A 16,357-nucleotide genomic window follows, 5' to 3' on the forward strand; every position below is an offset into this window, starting at 1 on the left:
GCATCGTGGCCGAGAGTGAGCCTGGGCTGAAGACAACCGCTTTCCTGCAGCCGCGGCAGTCGCTGTTGCAGTCGAACGATGACGCGGAGACGCGAAGCGGAGGACATGATGTTACAGCTGAAGGCTGTCCCGGTGTAGCGTCCAACCTACGAGGTAGCAAGCGTCGCCAATACCTCGTCCGCTGGCTGGGGGTGGACACAGGCATGGTGAAAAAGCCGGACAGCATCGGTGCCAGGATTCGTTACTGGCGTATGCGCCGTGGAGGCATGACCCAGGCCGTCCTCGCCGGGCTTGCTGGCGTGACCCAGTCGTACATCTCGCAGGTGGAGTCGGGTCGGAAGACCATCGACCGGCGGTCCACTCTGGTGGCTCTGGCTGCCGCACTTCAGGTCACGGTTGCTGACCTGCTCGGTCAGGGCACCGAGTCCGGTGATCCGGCCCGTGAGAGCGCCGCCGAATGCGTGCCGGCGATCTGGTCGGCCCTGATCGAGATCGAGGACGGCGAGCGCCGACCGTCGACCTACACCGCCGAGCGTTTGGCCGCCGAGATCGCCCGCGCCGAACAACTCCGCAACGCGAGCAACTACCCGGCCATGGCACGCCTGCTGCCCGGCTTGCTGCTCGAAGCCGCTGCCATAGGTGGCACCGAGCTCGTCCAGGTGGCCTATCAGGCGGCGACTTGCCTGCGGAATCTTGGATACCGGCACCTGGCCCTCAATGCCGCCCGATTCGCCGGGACGATTGCCGAAGAGGCCGAGGACCCGGCCTGGATCGCCGCTTCGCGCTTCGCCTACGCGCAGAGCTTGCCGATCGAATCCGCTCCCGTCGCTGCCCGTGCCGCCGACCGCACCCTGGCCCAGTTGCAGTTGGACGCAGCCGACGTGCGGGTGAGGCAGATGCTCGGACAGCTGCACCTCTCGGCCGCGTTGACCTCGACGGTGAGCGGACGCTTGGACGCAGCTCGCGATCACCTGGACGAGGCATCCCGCGAGGCGGCGTCGCTTGGGGACCCAGCCGACGGTGCAGGCTTCAACGGCTGCGGCTTCGGACCGACAAACGTCGGGCTCTGGGAGATGTCCATCGCCGCAGAGCGGGGCGACTCTGGCCGCGTCATCGAACTGTCCCGAACCGTCCGCCCGCAGGTTCTCGCAGCATCGATCCGTCAGCAGTCCTACTGGCTCGACCTTGGACGTGCGCTCTCGGACGGCGGTCGGCGGGATGCCGAGGCGTTGGGCGCGTTCGTGCAGGCCGAGCGGGCGGCACCGATCCCGTTCGCCATCAACCCGCTCGCCCGCGATGCCGTGGTGTCCCTCGCTCAGCGCGCCCAGCGTCGAGCCATCCCCGATGACCTGCGCCTGCTCGCCGGCCGCATCGGCATTAACCTGGCCGCATAACTGCCAGTAATCGCCGTATCACCAATCCGCCCTACTGTCCGGTTTGGGACGCGAGCGCGTCCCGGACGGCCCGACACGGCAACGCTCGATCCCGAGCTGCACGGCTGGGCCTCCATAGGAGGAGGCGGGGATGACTGGACGCGAGGACAACAGTGAGGCGGCCGAGCGGGAGGCTGCCAAGCAGCGGATTCTGGCTCAGGCCGAGGCGGAACGCGTACCCGTGGACGACACGACCCGTGCGGTCCCGGACCGGCGGTGGCGGCGTGACCAGCGATGACGTCCCGATCGGGCGACGGGTGGCGAGCTGGCGGGTACGGCGACAGATGACCCAGCAGATGCTGGCCGACCGGCTGCGCAGGTCGAAGAGCTGGGTGGACAAGATCGAGCGCGGCGTTCGCCCCCTGGACCGGTACTCGGTCATCCAGGAGCTGTCCCGCGTCCTGCGGGTCGACCCGGAGGTGCTACTCGGTCAGCCGCCCAGCACCCCGACCAGCACTCCGGCCGGAGTGGACGACATCCGGGCCTCGCTCGCCCGCTACGACATCCGGCAGGCTCCACCGCAGACCGATGAGCTGAGACGGCAGGTCGGGCACGCCTGGTTGTCGTACCAGCACGCGCACTACGGGCAGTTGGTGCGCCTGTTGCCGGGTCTGCTCGTCGCCGCCCAGGGTGCGCGAAAAGCGGAGCTGCTGGTGCACTCGTACCGGATCACCTCGTCGCTGTTGGTGAAGCTCGGCGAGGCCGACCTCGGCTGGCTGGCTGCGGATCGGGCGATGGGCGCCGCCGCCGCCGACCCGGCGCTCGCGGCGTCGGCGGCCGTGTCGGTGGGTCAGGCGCTGCGCGCGTCGGGCCGCGACCATCTGGCGCTGACCGCGACGCTCGCCGCCGCGAGCCGCGTCCGGCCGCAGCGGTCGGCGGGGGAGTGGGCCGTGGGCGGCACGCTGCTGGTCCAGGCCGCGCTCGCTGCCGCCGGTTGCGGCGAGCACCGCCGCGCCGACGAGCTGACCGACCGGGCCGCGGGGGTCGCCACAAACCTTCGGGTGTACGACGATCAGCACCGCACCAGCTTCGGCCCGATCGTCGTCGACCTCGCCCGAGTGTTGCTGGCGGCCCAGCGGGGTGCCGCCGACGAGGCGGTACGACGGCACTCGATTGTGATGCGGCGGGAAGGGTGGCGGTGGTTGCCGGCCGAGTATCGGGGCGCGTACCTGCTCGACGCCGCGCGGGTGTACGTGCACGCCGGAGACCTGCGCGGGGCGGCACGGGCGCTGGTCGACGCGGACTGTGTCGCGCCGGCTGAGGTTCGGGCACGGCCTCTGGCGCGTACCCTCATCGCCGATTGTGCGCGGGCGCGGCCGGCGCCGGCCGGCGTGGCGCGACTGGCGACGCTGGTCGGCCTCACCCGCTGAAATCGGTACGCCCCGCCGAGCCGATCGGCCTCAAGATCCGCGCAACATCAGGGAAACTGCTGTCTCCCGCGCGCGCGAGGCAGCAGTTTCGGGGAAGTTGTGCGGGTGCTCGCATCGATGCCTTCGCCCGGCCTGCGGGTGTGGGTGCTGCGCGGCGGTGACGACACGCCTGGTCGGCGGGTCGGTCGCACCAGGGCGTGCCGGCAGGTACTCCGATGAGGCTGATGACTCTGAGGCATCAAGATACCGCTGAGTCATCAGCCTCAACCGTGCCTCGGGCACCGCGACGATCACCCAGCCGGCACCCGCGCGGGACGCGAATCTCGGGGTCGGCGAGCCGCCCGCGCATGTGGTCTCCTGTTCCGGACGGGTCGTGCGGCCGAGGGAGGTGCGCGCAGTGGGCAGATGGTTCAACCGCAGCCGTAAACGCGACGACGAGCCAGCGCGCGAACCGGAATCGACCGTCCCGGTCATCGAGATCACTCTCAACCATGACGGCCGCTCGATCAGCGAGACGATCGGCGGTCCGACGGCCTTCGGGTTGCAGTACCACGCCTTCCACGACGAGTACGGCGCGACCGACCCGCGGACGTTGGCGGCGGGCACCCGGTACGCGCAGGAGTTGATGCGCACCAACGACATCGCCGAGGCCGTGGCCGTCTACCAGCAGATCGTCGGGTTGCGCAGTTCGGCGCTCGGGCCGGAGCATCCCGACACCCTGCGCAGCAAGCACAGCCTGGGCTTCGCGCTCTGGCAGCTCGGCGCACACGCCGAGGCGGAACCGGTGCAGCGGGACGTCTACGAGGCACGCTGTCGGGTGCTGGGCGACGACGACGCCGAGACGTTGCGCAGCGGCAACAACCTGGGCTGGCTGCTGATCGAGCTGCGTCGGATGGACGAGGCCGAGCCGCTGTTGCGGCGGGTCGCCGACGGTATGGCGCGGACGCTGGGCAGGGACGACGCGGACACCCTGGCCTGCCAGATGAAACTGGCCGGGATCCAGCACCTGCAAGGGCGCAGCCAGCAGGCCGAGCGGGCACTGCGGGACGTGGTCCGGCGGATGACCAGGACGTTGGGGCCCACCAACCCGGTGACGCTCCAGGCGCGCAGCAACCTGCTGGTCGTCCTGCTCGACGCCGGCCGGGCCGCCGAGGCGGTCGACCCGGCCCGGGCGCTCGCCGACGACGCCGGGCGCGTGCTCGGCACCACCGACGGGGTACGCCTGCACGCCCGGCACTCCCTGGCCCGAGCGCTCGCCGGGGCGGGGCGGCGGGCCGAGGCGATCCAGCTGCTGACCGACACGCTGCCGGACAGTGAGCGGGGCCGGGGCGTCGACCATCCGGGGACCCTGGAGATGCGGACGCTCTTCGCCCAACTGCTCATCGAGGCGGGTGACCGGCGGGCGGGCGGTGTGGCGCGCGCCGCGCTGGCCGGGTGCGAGCGCGTGCACGGCCCGGGTCATCCCGACACGGAGCGGGCCCGGGCGCTGGTCCTGCGTACCCGCTGATCTCAGCCTCCGGTGTGGATGTGCGCGGCCCACAGCGTCGGCGCGAGGGGGTAGCGGTCCCGCAGCCCCCGTACGGCCGAGTGCAGCGCGTACGCCGCCGACCCGGTCGGGTCGCCGTGCGCGTAGAAGGCGGTGGTCAGGTCGAGGGAGATCGCGTCGTCGACCTCCCACAGGGTACCGATGACGTTCCGGAACCCGGCGAGCTGGAACGCGCCGGTGATGTGCAGCGCCTCGTCGACGAGGGCCGGCGGGGCCTGGGTGGTCGCGCAGGCCGACAGGAAGGCGAACTCCGCGTCCAGGTCGAGCCGGGACACGTCGGCGACGGTGAACGGGCTGTCCTGGTGGTCGTGCACGAGCAGCCGGCCCTGCGCCGGATCGTGCGGATCGGCCACCGCGTGGCAGGCGAAGTGCGCGTACGCCGAGTCGGCCAACCGGTCCAGGACCTGCTCCCGGGTGGCCTTCGCGTCCAGCCCGAGCCACGCCCGGGGCAGCGCCCGCGCCGCCGACGCGGCCTCGCGTTCCGCGCTGGGCAAGCCGGCCGGGCCGCCGGGGGTGGCGCGCATCGCCACGACGCAGGACCGGGCGTCGGGCCGAGGCCGGCGCGACCCGGTGCGTTTGCGGGCGAGCGCGGTCACGGTCGGGGTGTAGGAGGAGACCACCCGGTCGAGCGCGGACCCGGCGGCACCGGCCTGCGCGGCGTGCAGGGGGAAGAACGCCAGCGGACCCACCGGACACCACCAGACACGCGGCAGCTCGCCGCCGGTCCCGGGCGCGTCGATCCGCTCCAGCACCGGACCGACAAGGGCGGACCACAACCATTCGAGTACGCCGGTGAGCACCGACTGGGCGCGCAGGCGGCGCCGTGCGTCCGCCGTCGGATCGGACGCCGTGGTGGTGGCCTCCTGGAGCAGCCGCAGCTGTGTCATCGCGTCGGCCAGCGACAGGTCCGGCAGCGGGAGCACCGTCACGCGCTGCTCCCGCAGGATGAGCGCGTCGCAGCGCAACCCGCTCGCGATCGGCACGACCACGGTCCCGTCGACCTGGTCGAGGAGTTGCCGGGCGCTGGGCGTGCGCAGGAAGTCACCCAGGCCGGGCAGCTCCCGGATCGTGGCCAGCAGCACGTTCCACTCGGTTTCCCGATCCCGGCCGAAGGTGGTGGGCCGGGACGCGTCGGGGGCGGGCGCTTCGAAGTCCCGGCGCATCCGCTGGAAGTCGGCCGCCAGACGCCCGTCGGCGCGTTGGAGCGCCGCCCACTCGCCGTCCGCGGTCAACCGTTGCTGCAGCAGCAGCCCTCGGCCCCGCTCCAGCAGCTCCAAGGCACGCTCCGGCTGCCCCGCGCCGATCGCGCAGGAGGCGGCAGTCGCCGCCAGCCCGGCCGTCGAGCCGAGGTCGGCGTACTGGTCGTGTCGGGTACGCCCCCGCGAGGCCAACCGGGGCAGCAGCGTGATGGCCTCCTCGAAGGCATCCGCCGCCTCCTCCCACCGGTCCAGCGTGGTCAGCGAGTAGGCCGCCTTGTCGAGGGCCTGAATCCGGACCGGTACGGCGCCGGACTCGATGCGGCCGGCGGCGAGCGCCCGTTCGGCCGCCTCGGTGAGCAGGGTCTTCTCACCGGTACGCAGGTAGGTCGCCCGCAACGCCTGGGCGATGGACAACCCGGTCTCGACGCGCTGCGGATGGCGCGGGGGCAGGGACTCCAGCGCCTGGCGCAGCAGGACGAGCGACTCTTCCAGGTAGGCGGGCTCCCCGGTGGCGTCGTAGAGCAGCCGCAGGCTGTAGCCCAACTGGTCCAGGTACAACGCGTGGTTGGGCTCCCCGCGTACGGACAGCGCGAGCGCCCGGCGCAGCAGGCCGATCGCCGTCTCCAGGGCAGTGACGTCGCCCGTGAGCTGGTGCGTCTTCATGCCGACGGTGGACAGGCTGGCGAGCGCCATCCGATGATGCGGATGGCGCTCGCCGACGGTGGTCAACGCGCCGGCGAACTCCTCCCAGGCCTGGCCGAGCAGGTCGGCCCGGCCGGTGCGGTCGACAAGGGTGAGCAGCGTCTGACCGAGCAGGAAACGCGCGTCGATGCTCTGCGGGGAGTGATCCCGCAGCACCGCGACGGCCCGTTCGACATCGGCGGTGTGGGTGGTCCCGGCCGCCCTGGCCAGCAGGCACCGGGCGCGCAGCATGACGATCTGGTCCTGGTTGGGCCCGACGGTGTCCACCGACGACAGCAGGTCCAGCGCCTCGTCGACGTAGTCCTCCACACCGGTGAGCTGGTAGGCGCGTAACAGCGCCTCCGCGTGGATGCCCCGCAACGCGGCCCGGTTCTCCTCGCTGATCCAGTTCTCGGCCATGTCGGCGATGGCGGTGAGCCGATAGAGCGTGTCGACCGAGCCGTCGAAGTCGTGCCGGACCCGGTAGACCTGGCACTTCTTGAGCATCAGCATCGCGCTGTTGCCCAGGTCGGCCGAGGCGTCCTCCGCGAACTGCAGATACTGCTCGGCGACGTCCAGGAGTTGCGGCTCACTCTCGATCCGGGCCCTGGCCAACAGCACATCGGTGTACGTGACCAGCGCGAGCAGACCGTGCGTCGTACCCAACTCTTCGGCCAGAAAGGAGTCGGCCATCGTGCGGATCGCGCCCTCCAGCACGACGGTGGCCTCGATCAGGTCCTGCCTCGCCCGGTCCGCGTGGTACCGGTCGAGCAGCGCGGCCCCCAGCTCCACCTGGGCCTCGGTCCAGCGCCGGTCGCCGCGCCGCTGGCCGGCCGCGACACGACGCCAGTCGTTCACGGCGTCCCTTGCGTAGCGACCCATCGGCGCACCTCCCCGTCGCGGATGCTCCCCAGCCTGCCAGCCGTGCGCCACATCGACGGTAGATAATCAGCCGATGAGCCAATCGGCGCCGGACAGGCGACTCGACGACGACCGGGCGGCTCGACTGGCCCGGGTCTGCGCGGACATCGCGCAGGTGGGCGACCTGCTCGGGCCGGAGCCGGCCCGGGCCCTGACGCGACTGCGGGACCGGTCACTGACCGACCAGGGCGTGGACGCGGTGCTCGCCGAGGTGACCGAGTTGATGCGTGTCGGTGGCCTGGTCGGAGGTGACTCCACCGTCCGGGGAGATCGGTACCTGCCGTTGGCCGGCATCCACGGCCGCCGCCCCGAGGTGGTCCAGGTGTGTCCCGGCGACCTGTGCGACCGGGTCGAGATCCCCCGGCCGGACGCCGAAGCGCCGCGCTGCGCCGTGTTTGACTGCCCATTGCCGACGTTCCGGATGGACCGGTGAACGCGCTCATCGCCTCGCTCGGCGGGAAGCTGGCGGAGCGGTGGCTCGCCGGACTGGCGTTGCCCGGTGTGGTGTTCGTGGCGATGGTCGCCACGGCGGCGCGACTCGGCCACACCCATTGGTGGGACCTGCGGCTGCTGCGGCAGGAGGTGGACCGACTCGCCCTCGCGACACCGGCCCGGAGCACCGGTTCGGCCTTGCTGATCGTCCTCGGTGTCGTGCTGGGCGGTATCGTCGCCGCGATGGCCGCCCAGAGCCTGGAACGCCTGGTCGTGGCCCTGTGGACCCAGCACTGGGGTCGCGCCGGCGACGCGGTGACCCGCCGACGGCGACGCCGGTGGAACGCCGCCATGGACCGGTACGAGAACGCCCTGCGGGACAAGGCACGCCGGTTGCGGTCCGCCGACGACGCCGCCGGACCGCTACCGGACACCCAGGCGCTCGCCCGCGCCTGCGACCGTATCGCGTTGACCGAGCCGGACCGACCGACCTGGATCGGTGACCGGATGCAGGCCACGGCGGTACGGGTGCGGGCCTGCTACGGCCTGGACCTGGCCGCCGCCTGGCCCCGGCTGTGGTTACTGCTGCCCGAGGAGACCAGGGGACCGCTCGCCCTCGCGCAGGCCGACTTCGCCGGCGCCGCCCGACGGGTGGGCTGGGGGTTGCTGTATCTGGCGCTCGGCCTGCTGTGGTGGCCCGCGGCGATCGTCGGCGTCGGCCTGTGCGTGGTGGGCTGGCGACAGGGCCGCAGTACGGTGTCCGTGCTGGCCGACCTGGTGGAGGCGGTGGTCGACCTGCACGTACGCACCCTCGGCGCGGCGTTGGGACATCCCACCGACGGCACCTTCGGCACGGCCGACGGCGAGGCGGTGACCGCGCTGCTCCGCAAGGACCGGTGATCCCCAGGGGCTCGGTGCTGGCGGGGTTTCCGGGAACGTGAGAATCGGGCATGTATCCCCGCACTGCTGGAAGGGGAGAGACGGCAATGCTGGTAACCGGTTATCTCGGCGCGGTGCTCATCGGCGCCCTCGTCGGCCTGCTCGGCCGGCTCATCCTGCCGGGGCGGCAGCGGATCGGCATCTTCGCCACGTTCGTTCTCGGGGTCGGCTCGGCGGTGCTGGGCACCGTGGTCGCCAAGGCGCTGCACGTCGACGACGACGCCGGGGTGAAGGTGTGGGTGCTGCGCTGGGACTGGATCGTGCTCGCGATCCAGGTCGGCCTCGCGATCGTCGCCGTGGCGCTGGCGAACATGCTCACCTTCACCCGTCTTGCCGGCGGCGACGACACCCCTCGCCGGCGGCCCCGGCGCACCAAGGCCAAGCGCGAATCCTGATCGCCGACATCGCCGCGGCCCGGCTCCCGGTCAGCGTGCCTCCGCCACGCCGATCCGCTCCCAAGATCCGCACAACATCAGGGATGTTGGTGTCTCCCGGGTGGCGGAGGCAGCAGTATCAGGGAAGTTGTGCGGATCTTGGCAGCTGGGCGCCCCGATCTCGCTGACAAGGGGTCAGTCGAGTACCGACTCGCCGCACGGGTAGGCGAACGACCGGCCCGGCCCGTGCGTTGTTCAGTTCGTGGCGATGCGGTCGAGGAGGAACAGTGTCGTGGCGTCGATGACGTCGTCGAAGTGTCCACCGCCGCCGGGGTAGTGGAAGCCGTGCGCGGCGTCCTCGTACTCCAGGAGGGCGCACTCGTTGCCGGCGCGCGTCATCGCGTCGCGGAAGCGCCGCGCGGAGTCGATCGGCTCGACCTCGTCGCGGGTGCCGTGGTGGATCTGCGTCGGCGGACTGCCCGGCCGGACCCGCTCGATCAGCGAATACTCGATCAGCCGGCCCGCGTCGAGGCCAACCTGCCGTTCCAGGCGGCGCTGCGCCTCGGGCGCGAGAGCGCCCAGGTCGAGTCCCGCCGGATTGAGGGCCACCACGGCCGGGACGCCGCGCTCCGGTGCCGTCAGGGCCGCCAGCATCGCCAGGTGAGCGCCGGCCGAACTGCCGCCCGAGGCCAGCCGCGACGCGTCGAGCCCGCGCGACGCGGCCAGCCGGCCGAACCGCGCGACCGCGCGCCGCACGTCGCCGAGGCAGTCGTCGATGCTGGTCGCGCCCTGGTCCAGCAGCCGGTACCCGGCCGACACCGCCAGGATTCCCCGCGACGCCAGTGCCCGGCAGTGCGGGGCGAGGCCGTCGGGCGATCCGCGGCGCAGGGCGCCGCCGTGGAAGAGGACGATGCCGGCGCGCGGCGGTGTGCCCTCGGCCGGCTCGAAGACCAGCAGAGGCAGCTCACTGCCGTCGGCGGCCCGATACGAGGTCGAGGAGCTACGACAGGTCCCCGGCATGACGGCATCCGATCATCGACCAGGCACGTCCGCAACCCGGTCGGTGCCCGACCGGCCGGGAACACGGAACGGCGCGCAGACCCCGGCCGCCCTAGGCCGTGTCTTCAAAGGTTCACAACCACTGGAGGCGTGGCGATGGTGACGGTGGCCTGGAACGAGGCCGCGATCAGCGCGGTCGGGCCGCGGCGCTGAGCGGCGGCGGTAATGCTGATGGGGGTGATGCCTGTGAGTCATCTAGATGACTGACAGGCATCACCCTTATCAGGGTGTTGTCGCTGCCGGTCGGATGGCGTGGCGGTCGCGAAGGCGCACGGTGTGCCTGAAGCGGGTGCAGTCGTTGACGTTGCGGCCCGAGAGCACGAACGCCAGAGTCCGACTCAGTCCATCGAGGCACGTGCTATATCCTGCCCCACCAAGATCCTTTGAAGACACCGCCTAGACGTTCGCGATGGCCGTGAGCGCCGCGTCGAGTGCCTGGTCGGCCGGCACGGGTACGTCGGGGACCACTCCAACGCCCTCCCAGTTGGTACCGGTGACGCTGTTGATGGTCCGGGCGGTCGGGACGGTCACCAGGATGTGTTCGGTGACCGCGTGGCGGGCCGTCGGATGCGCGCCGCCCCGGGTCGTCTCACCGACGACGACGGCTCGACCGTGCGCCTGGAGGGTGTACGCGACGTCCTCGCCCCCGGAGAACGTCGACGCGCTGGTGAGCACGTAGACCGGGCGGTCCAGATAGCGCGGCGCGGGAAGGTGCGCGGCGGTCCAGAACTGGCGGGTGGCGCCGGTGGACCGTTCGTAGAAGTCGTTGAGGTGCACCTGATCGTCGGGGAAGAAGTAGCTGCACCACATCGCGGCTCCTTCCGGCGCTCCGCCGGAGCACGCGCGTAGGTCCAGGATGAGCGCCGAGCTGAGGGCGACCAGTTGCATGGCCGCACCGATCGCGCCGGCCCCCTCGTCGGCGTACGCGATGCGCCGCACGTCGATGAGCCCGACCGTACCGTCCACCTGCTCGACCCGGCGGATGCCCTGGTTCTCCGTCCGGAGCAGGGCGAGGAACGCCGCCTTCCCCCCGTCCTCGTCCGCGGGATCCAGCGACTGCGGCTGGTCCGACCACAGCAGCCGCAGATGCTTGTCCGGGCACACCTGCTGCAGGTGAGCGGTCACCGCCTCGCAGAGCGCCGGCCCGTCCAGGTCGTCGTACTCACCCGCCGCGAGACGCCGCCGGATCGCGGCGTCGATGTCCTCGACCTTCGCAGGAAAGACGTACCCTGCCTCGATCCGATCCAGGGCGCGTCCGATGATCTCTTCGTTCGACAGCACGGCGGGCCACGATAGACGGCGGGTCGCGTCATGACCATCGAGTTTCGCGCCCACACGTGCGCACCGGGGCTCAGGAGCGTGGCAGCACGCCCAGGAGGTGCGTGCTGATCGCGATGCGCAGGGCTGTCCGCAGGTCGATGTGGTAGACGGCGAGCGCCGGCTCGGACTCGTAGACGGCGAGCAGGCTCGGGGGCGGCGTGTTGTAGGCGGAGAACGCGCCGGCCACCAGGAGGACCTGAAGGCAGAAGAGGTCGGCGCGGTCGCCGACCTCGGGCAGGTGCCGGCTGACCAGGCCGGCCATCACCGCGAGGTTGGCCAGCGAGGCTCGCTTGTGCCGGCGGGCCGCCTCGACCGAGACGTTGTGTTCGAGCACCCCGCCCTGCGCGCCGAAGAGATCACAGAGCACCGTCTGGGCGGCGAGCGACCGGCTGAGCACGTCGGCCACCTGCTCGGCCCGCTCCGACGCCGATCGGCTCGGGTCGACGCCCTGGGCCAACTCCTGCTCCAACTCGGCCAGCCAGGTCGTGGTCCGGTCGTCCAGCAGGTCGAGCAGCACCGCCTCACGGGACTCGAAGTAGCGCAGCACCGCCGTCTTGGCCAGACCGACCCGCCGGCTCAACTCGTTGAGGGTCACGTCGGCCACCGGCATCTCGTCGAGCATCGCCGAGGTCGTCTCCAGGATCGCCTGGCGTCGGACCGCACGCTGCTCCTCGCTGCGCGCTCGCTGGAAGGTCATGAGGTGAACCCTAACTTAGGTACCGGCGGTCTCTTGACAGTGTACCGGCGGTACATTAGCGTTTCGAGCATAACTTACCGACGGTACCTTGGGAGCCTGAGATGAAGTGGACCGAGCAGCAGATTCCGCGCCAGGACGGCCGGGTGGCCGTGGTCACCGGCGCCAACACCGGCCTGGGCTTCGAGACCGCCCGGCTGCTCGCCGAGCGCGGGGCGTCGGTCGTGCTGGCCGTGCGCGACACCGAGAAGGGCAAGCGCGCCGCCGCCCGGATGAGCGGCGACGTCTCCGTACAGGAACTGGATCTGACCTCGCTGGATTCGGTCCGCGCCGCCGCCGCCGACCTGCGTGCCAGCCACCCGCGCATCGACCTGCTCATCAACAACGCCGGCGTGATGTACACGCCGAAGCAGACCACCCGCGACGGCTTCGAGATGCAGTTCGGCACCAACCACCTGGGCCACTTCGCGCTCACCGGCCTGCTGATCGATGTGCTGTTGCCGGTGCCCGGCTCCCGGGTGGTCACGGTCAGCAGCGTCGGGCACCGCATCCGCGCCGCCATCGGATTCGACGACCTGCAGTGGGAGCGGTCGTACAGCCGGGTCGCCGCCTACGGCCAGTCCAAGCTCGCCAACCTGATGTTCACCTACGAGTTGCAACGCCGGCTCGCCCCGCACGGCACCACCGTCGCGGTGGCCGCGCACCCCGGCGTCTCCAACACCGAACTGGTCCGCAACTCACCCGCGATCGTCCGCGCGCCGATCACCGCGCTCGCCCCCGTGATCACCCAGCCCGCCGCGGCGGGCGCGCTGCCCACCCTGCGCGCCGCCACCGACCCGGCCGTGCTCGGTGGGCAGTACTACGGCCCCGACGGCCTGGGCGAGGCGCGTGGCCACCCGAAGCTCGTCACGTCGAGCCCCGAGTCGTACGACCTAGCCGTGCAGCAACGCCTCTGGGACGTCTCGGAGGACCTCACCGGCGTACGGTTCCCGATCGGCCGGGCGACCGCCGAAGGGCGACCGTAGGTGGGCCGATCGCGATCAGCGGGCCGCGATCGCCCGCCCTCGGCCGATCTGCCAGGTGGCGGCGGGCCAGGCCGCGACGAACCCGGCGATCAGCCCGAGCTGGCCGACGAACCAGAACGTGGGGCTGTCCGGCCGCAGGGGTGACTCCCCGGAGACCATGTGGTGCGCCAGCGTCAGCCACACGAAGAGCGCCACCTCGAACGTGGTGATGGTCAGCAGTTCCACCTTCACGACCGTCCTCAGCGCGGACCAGATCCGCGTGACACTGCGCCGAGGACCCTCGAAGAGCCGGAAGAGCACGGCGATCGTCACCGCCATCAGGTAGTCGCCGGCGTAGTCGATCCACAGCAGGTCCGGGGACAGGTCGAGTCCGTACAGCGCGACCTCGGCGACGATGAAACCGAGAGCGCAGTGCGCGCCACAACGGGACACCTGGGTCACGACGACCCCCCGCCGGTTCGGGGCGCGCGGCCCGGGTCTACCCCAGTTCCAGTAGAGGCGGACGGCTACCGGACCGACGTACAGGACGGTCACCAGCCAGACGATCTCCATGACCCTGGCCGGCTGGCGGTGCCCGTAGAGGTAGGTGTCGACCAGGACGATCACGAAGCTGACGACGCCGACCGCAAGCGAGATCCAGGCGAGCGTCGAGAGCCAGCCCGGCTGCATTCTCGCCCCCTCCCACCCGCCGCTGGCGGGCCGAACCTGAGGGGTTCGCTGGCTGGTGTCGACGGCCGAGGGCAGCCACAGTCTGCCATGCCGCACTCGTCCGTACCGGTGGATCGGGCGTTCGTCGCGCGGGCCGTGCCTCCCGGACCCGGGGACCCGGCTCCCTCTGCGCGGGGATCCGGCGGGCCCGCCGGCAGCGCAGCGTGGAATCCGAAGAAACCACCGCACGGGTACGGAGTGACGACCATGAAACAGAGCACCCGACAATCGCCGCCGCCTCCCTGGGCACGCCGAGCCGGACACGTCGCGTGGATCGCGCCCGTGCTGGGCTTCATCCCCCTGCACGTGCCCTGGATCCTCGGCATCCCGCTGTTCGCACACGCCGAGCCATTCGAGGAGTGGTACCACGGTCGCGGGCCCGGCGTCGGCGACCACCCCGTGGACGGGTTCCTGGGTCTGCCGGCCGGCGCGTTCTACCTGGGCCTGCTGTGCGTCCTCGCCGGGCTCGGGGGAGTGCTGGCCCTCGGTCTGATCAGCGACTGGGGGCGTACCTTTCCTCGGTGGCTGCCGTGGCTGCGCGGCCATCGGGTACCACCGTGGGTGCCGCTCACGCCCACGGTGCTGGGCTCCGCCCTGATGATCGGCTACGCGGCGACCCTGCCCTGGCAGTTCGCCGCCGACCTCTCCGACTCCAGTGACCAGGACATCTTCACCCCGACGGGTGTCCTGATCGGCCTCCCGCTGCTCCTGGCCTGGGCGATCGCGTTGCCGCTGGCCGGCTGGTCCTACTACCGGCGTACCCGGGTGCCGCGCTGACGCTTTCTGTTTCTAGCGGGCGAAGTCGACGCCGGCCAGCGTGGTGGACCGGTGCGTGGCGAGGCGTTCGGCCTGTGCGCTGATGGCGTCGCGCGTGCCGGCCGACAGCGTGCGCCAGGGCTCGACCGCGACCGTTAACGTCTTGCCGGACTTGCGGGGACGCCAGGTGCCGACGATCTCACCGTCGACCAGGACCGCGCCGGGGCGACCCAGCACCGGCCACAACTCCTTGACGTGGGCGGCGTCGGGCACCAGCGTCGCCCGGTCCTTCGCCTGCAGGAACAGGTCGAACGGGCCGAGCAGGCGGGTTGCGCTGACCTCGGCCGACGTCAGCGCCTCGGCGTCGGCGGCCAGCAGCGAGCGCGTCTCGCCGTCCACCGTCACGTCCACCACGTCGTCGGGCCAACGCGCCTTCACGTCCTTGACCGGCGCGTCGAGGTAGTCGGCGACGTGCTTCGGCGTGGCCGGACCGAGCAGCCGGAGGTACGCGCGGACGAGGTCGAACCGGTCACCCGGCGCGGACGCCTTACGGAATCCCGTGATGCGCCGCAGGACCGGCGGTGACGTGTCGAGCTGCAACTCCAGACCGGCTCGGGCGGCGGCGAGCCGGAACGGCATCTCGTAGAGGTGGGTGGCGTCGCACGGCCGGCAGAACCGCAGGTACGGCTCGGGCAGCAGGGTGGCCAGGCGGCCGGAGACGTCGCCCTTGACCGTCGGTGTGGTGACGATCTTCCGCATGGCGGCGGCCACCTCGTCGAGGGCGGCGAGGTTGCTGATGCTCGCGGCCTTCAACGGCTTCGACGCGTCGTAGATGCGCTTGCCCGCGTCGGCGTCCGAGAACGGCTCGATGGCGGCCACGACGTGCCCGACGTCAACCCTGCGGTAGAGGTGGGGAGCGCCCCGCACCGTCCACAGCAGGACCATGTCGGCGTCGGACAGCGCGGTCACGTCGACCCCGCGGATGGCGAGGGCCCACCGGGCGCCGTCCGGGCCGGTGTTCTGCACACCGAGGTCCAGGACGGCGGTGTCGGCGAGCGTGCCGTCGTCCCGGTCGAGCTGCTGCGCCCGGACCCGGAAGTTCATCACCTGGCGACGATCGACCATGACCGCACCCTAGCCGCGGTCGGTCAGTTCGCGGTGAGTGGCTCCGCCGGCCCTCCCTGGCGTACGCAGATGGACATGTCCGTGTAGTGCTTGGTGATGAGGGCCGCGTCGCGCCGTGGGTTCGCCACCTCCACGGTCAGACAGCGACCGGCCGAGCCCTCACCGTTCCACCACAGGCTGTGGATCGTCACGCCGCGACGCTGCCAGTAGCTCACATCGGCCTGGACCCGCTCGAACCACCCGTCGAGCGTCCGCGCGGAGTGGGCGGTGTCGACGAAGCGCACGGTCACCCCGCGTACCAGCGGGCGGATCTCCGCGTCGAAGCCGGGGGTGGGGACGCGGTGGACCAGCAGCACCCCTGCGGGTACGTCGAGGCTGACCGAGGTGTACACACGCGACCAGTTTCGGGCGGCGTGGTCCTCCACCACCCCGGCGGCAGCCATCAACTCGTCCTGGCCCGGCCAGTACGACTGCGCGGGTGCGGGCGTAGTGAAGGCCGGCGGTGCCTGCGGTGTCGCCGATGCGGCGGCGCACGCGGCGGGAAGGGCGAGCAGCGGTACGGACAGCAGAGCGGTCAGGCGTCGACGCATGATCACAATTCCTCGCGGCAGCAGGTCACCTTCTGGGCACTACAGGCTTAACGAGCGATCATCGGTGAGACGCCCGCCCGCCTCGGCCGGTTCCCTGGAGCCCGCCGTCCTGGAAGGTGTGGCGTCGGGTTGTCGTGATCCGGACACTGCCCGAGTGTGGCCGGTGACCTGCTTGGATGGGTTGC

Annotated in this window: 16 protein-coding genes; 9 read left to right on the forward strand and 7 right to left on the reverse strand. The window is 71.4% G+C overall.

The genetic code is table 11. The features are described from left to right. The first annotated feature begins 203 nt into the window (after positions 1 to 203). From AC3EN4_RS17515 to AC3EN4_RS17530, 4 genes are all read left to right on the forward strand, one after another. The gene (locus AC3EN4_RS17515; RefSeq protein WP_435206872.1) at positions 204 to 1,394 is read left to right on the forward strand and encodes a helix-turn-helix domain-containing protein; all 1,191 of its coding nucleotides are present in this window, start codon (positions 204 to 206) and stop codon (positions 1,392 to 1,394) included. 130 nt (positions 1,395 to 1,524) lie between these two features. Beyond that, on the forward strand, positions 1,525 to 1,671 hold the full coding sequence (locus AC3EN4_RS17520; protein WP_435206874.1) for a hypothetical protein: 147 nt from the start codon (positions 1,525 to 1,527) through the stop codon (positions 1,669 to 1,671). After that, on the forward strand, positions 1,658 to 2,803 hold the full coding sequence (locus AC3EN4_RS17525) for a helix-turn-helix domain-containing protein (RefSeq protein WP_435206875.1): 1,146 nt from the start codon (positions 1,658 to 1,660) through the stop codon (positions 2,801 to 2,803). Before AC3EN4_RS17520 ends, AC3EN4_RS17525 begins: the two co-directional genes overlap by 14 nt. Before the next feature lie 397 nt (positions 2,804 to 3,200). Then, positions 3,201 to 4,310 (forward strand): tetratricopeptide repeat protein, encoded by a 1,110-nt coding sequence (locus AC3EN4_RS17530; RefSeq protein ID WP_435206876.1) that lies wholly within the window; start codon positions 3,201 to 3,203, stop codon positions 4,308 to 4,310. A 2-nt stretch (positions 4,311 to 4,312) separates the two neighbouring features. Here the strand turns inward: AC3EN4_RS17530 and AC3EN4_RS17535 are convergent, their stop codons facing one another. Next, positions 4,313 to 7,111, reverse strand: a complete 2,799-nt coding sequence (locus tag AC3EN4_RS17535) for a CHAT domain-containing protein (protein ID WP_435206878.1) — start codon at positions 7,109 to 7,111, stop codon at positions 4,313 to 4,315. 73 nt (positions 7,112 to 7,184) lie between these two features. On the opposite strand from AC3EN4_RS17535, the gene AC3EN4_RS17540 reads away from it, so the two are divergent. The 3 genes from AC3EN4_RS17540 to AC3EN4_RS17550 all read left to right on the forward strand — a co-directional run bounded on the left by AC3EN4_RS17540 (position 7,185) and on the right by AC3EN4_RS17550 (position 8,916). Beyond that, positions 7,185 to 7,583: a hypothetical protein gene (locus AC3EN4_RS17540; RefSeq protein WP_435206879.1), complete on the forward strand. Its 399-nt coding sequence runs from the start codon at positions 7,185 to 7,187 to the stop codon at positions 7,581 to 7,583. Continuing rightward, positions 7,580 to 8,482: a hypothetical protein gene (locus AC3EN4_RS17545; protein ID WP_435206880.1), complete on the forward strand. Its 903-nt coding sequence runs from the start codon at positions 7,580 to 7,582 to the stop codon at positions 8,480 to 8,482. The genes AC3EN4_RS17540 and AC3EN4_RS17545 overlap by 4 nt, the downstream gene beginning before the upstream one ends. An 86-nt stretch (positions 8,483 to 8,568) precedes the next feature. After that, positions 8,569 to 8,916 carry a GlsB/YeaQ/YmgE family stress response membrane protein gene (locus AC3EN4_RS17550; protein WP_435206882.1) on the forward strand — a complete coding sequence of 116 codons (348 nt, stop codon included), beginning with the start codon at positions 8,569 to 8,571 and terminating at the stop codon, positions 8,914 to 8,916. A 234-nt stretch (positions 8,917 to 9,150) separates the two neighbouring features. On the opposite strand, the gene AC3EN4_RS17555 is transcribed toward AC3EN4_RS17550, so the two are convergent. The 3 genes from AC3EN4_RS17555 to AC3EN4_RS17565 form a co-directional block, all read right to left on the reverse strand. Then, entirely contained in the window at positions 9,151 to 9,915 is a 765-nt protein-coding gene (locus AC3EN4_RS17555; protein WP_435206884.1) for an alpha/beta hydrolase, read from the reverse strand. Between the two features lie 435 nt (positions 9,916 to 10,350). Beyond that, on the reverse strand, positions 10,351 to 11,235 hold the full coding sequence (locus AC3EN4_RS17560; protein WP_435206886.1) for a S41 family peptidase: 885 nt from the start codon (positions 11,233 to 11,235) through the stop codon (positions 10,351 to 10,353). A 70-nt stretch (positions 11,236 to 11,305) separates the two neighbouring features. Then, positions 11,306 to 11,971 carry a TetR/AcrR family transcriptional regulator gene (locus tag AC3EN4_RS17565; RefSeq protein ID WP_435206887.1) on the reverse strand — a complete coding sequence of 222 codons (666 nt, stop codon included), beginning with the start codon at positions 11,969 to 11,971 and terminating at the stop codon, positions 11,306 to 11,308. 101 nt (positions 11,972 to 12,072) lie between these two features. On the opposite strand from AC3EN4_RS17565, the gene AC3EN4_RS17570 reads away from it, so the two are divergent. After that, positions 12,073 to 12,993, forward strand: a complete 921-nt coding sequence (locus AC3EN4_RS17570) for an SDR family NAD(P)-dependent oxidoreductase (RefSeq protein WP_435206889.1) — start codon at positions 12,073 to 12,075, stop codon at positions 12,991 to 12,993. Between the two features lie 15 nt (positions 12,994 to 13,008). Here AC3EN4_RS17570 and AC3EN4_RS17575 read toward each other — a convergent pair whose 3' ends face one another. Beyond that, positions 13,009 to 13,662 carry a DUF4396 domain-containing protein gene (locus AC3EN4_RS17575; protein WP_435206890.1) on the reverse strand — a complete coding sequence of 218 codons (654 nt, stop codon included), beginning with the start codon at positions 13,660 to 13,662 and terminating at the stop codon, positions 13,009 to 13,011. 246 nt (positions 13,663 to 13,908) lie between these two features. On the opposite strand from AC3EN4_RS17575, the gene AC3EN4_RS17580 reads away from it, so the two are divergent. Then, positions 13,909 to 14,478 carry a hypothetical protein gene (locus AC3EN4_RS17580; RefSeq protein ID WP_435206892.1) on the forward strand — a complete coding sequence of 190 codons (570 nt, stop codon included), beginning with the start codon at positions 13,909 to 13,911 and terminating at the stop codon, positions 14,476 to 14,478. Positions 14,479 to 14,490: 12 nt separating this feature from the next. On the opposite strand, the gene AC3EN4_RS17585 is transcribed toward AC3EN4_RS17580, so the two are convergent. Both AC3EN4_RS17585 and AC3EN4_RS17590 read right to left on the reverse strand, forming a co-directional pair. Then, complete coding sequence (locus AC3EN4_RS17585; RefSeq protein WP_435206894.1) at positions 14,491 to 15,582, reverse strand: winged helix DNA-binding domain-containing protein; 1,092 nt, start codon at positions 15,580 to 15,582, stop codon at positions 14,491 to 14,493. Between the two features lie 23 nt (positions 15,583 to 15,605). Beyond that, positions 15,606 to 16,172: a hypothetical protein gene (locus AC3EN4_RS17590; RefSeq protein WP_435206895.1), complete on the reverse strand. Its 567-nt coding sequence runs from the start codon at positions 16,170 to 16,172 to the stop codon at positions 15,606 to 15,608. Between the last annotated feature and the right edge of the window lie 185 nt (positions 16,173 to 16,357).

The sequence above is a fragment of the Micromonospora sp. bgisy143 genome (genome assembly GCF_057708145.1).

Bases quoted from the DNA above. Each gene is read 5' to 3' on its own strand.
- AC3EN4_RS17590 (WP_435206895.1), bottom strand. From the start codon at position 16,172: ATGCGTCGACGCCTGACCGCTCTGCTGTCCGTACCGCTGCTCGCCCTT.
- AC3EN4_RS17585 (WP_435206894.1), bottom strand. From the start codon at position 15,582: ATGGTCGATCGTCGCCAGGTGATGAACTTCCGGGTCCGGGCGCAGCAG.
- AC3EN4_RS17565 (WP_435206887.1), bottom strand. From the start codon at position 11,971: ATGACCTTCCAGCGAGCGCGCAGCGAGGAGCAGCGTGCGGTCCGACGC.
- AC3EN4_RS17515 (WP_435206872.1), top strand. From the start codon at position 204: ATGGTGAAAAAGCCGGACAGCATCGGTGCCAGGATTCGTTACTGGCGT.
- AC3EN4_RS17575 (WP_435206890.1), bottom strand. From the start codon at position 13,662: ATGCAGCCGGGCTGGCTCTCGACGCTCGCCTGGATCTCGCTTGCGGTC.
- AC3EN4_RS17570 (WP_435206889.1), top strand. From the start codon at position 12,073: ATGAAGTGGACCGAGCAGCAGATTCCGCGCCAGGACGGCCGGGTGGCC.
- AC3EN4_RS17535 (WP_435206878.1), bottom strand. From the start codon at position 7,111: ATGGGTCGCTACGCAAGGGACGCCGTGAACGACTGGCGTCGTGTCGCG.
- AC3EN4_RS17555 (WP_435206884.1), bottom strand. From the start codon at position 9,915: ATGCCGGGGACCTGTCGTAGCTCCTCGACCTCGTATCGGGCCGCCGAC.
- AC3EN4_RS17550 (WP_435206882.1), top strand. From the start codon at position 8,569: ATGCTGGTAACCGGTTATCTCGGCGCGGTGCTCATCGGCGCCCTCGTC.
- AC3EN4_RS17520 (WP_435206874.1), top strand. From the start codon at position 1,525: ATGACTGGACGCGAGGACAACAGTGAGGCGGCCGAGCGGGAGGCTGCC.
- AC3EN4_RS17540 (WP_435206879.1), top strand. From the start codon at position 7,185: ATGAGCCAATCGGCGCCGGACAGGCGACTCGACGACGACCGGGCGGCT.
- AC3EN4_RS17580 (WP_435206892.1), top strand. From the start codon at position 13,909: ATGAAACAGAGCACCCGACAATCGCCGCCGCCTCCCTGGGCACGCCGA.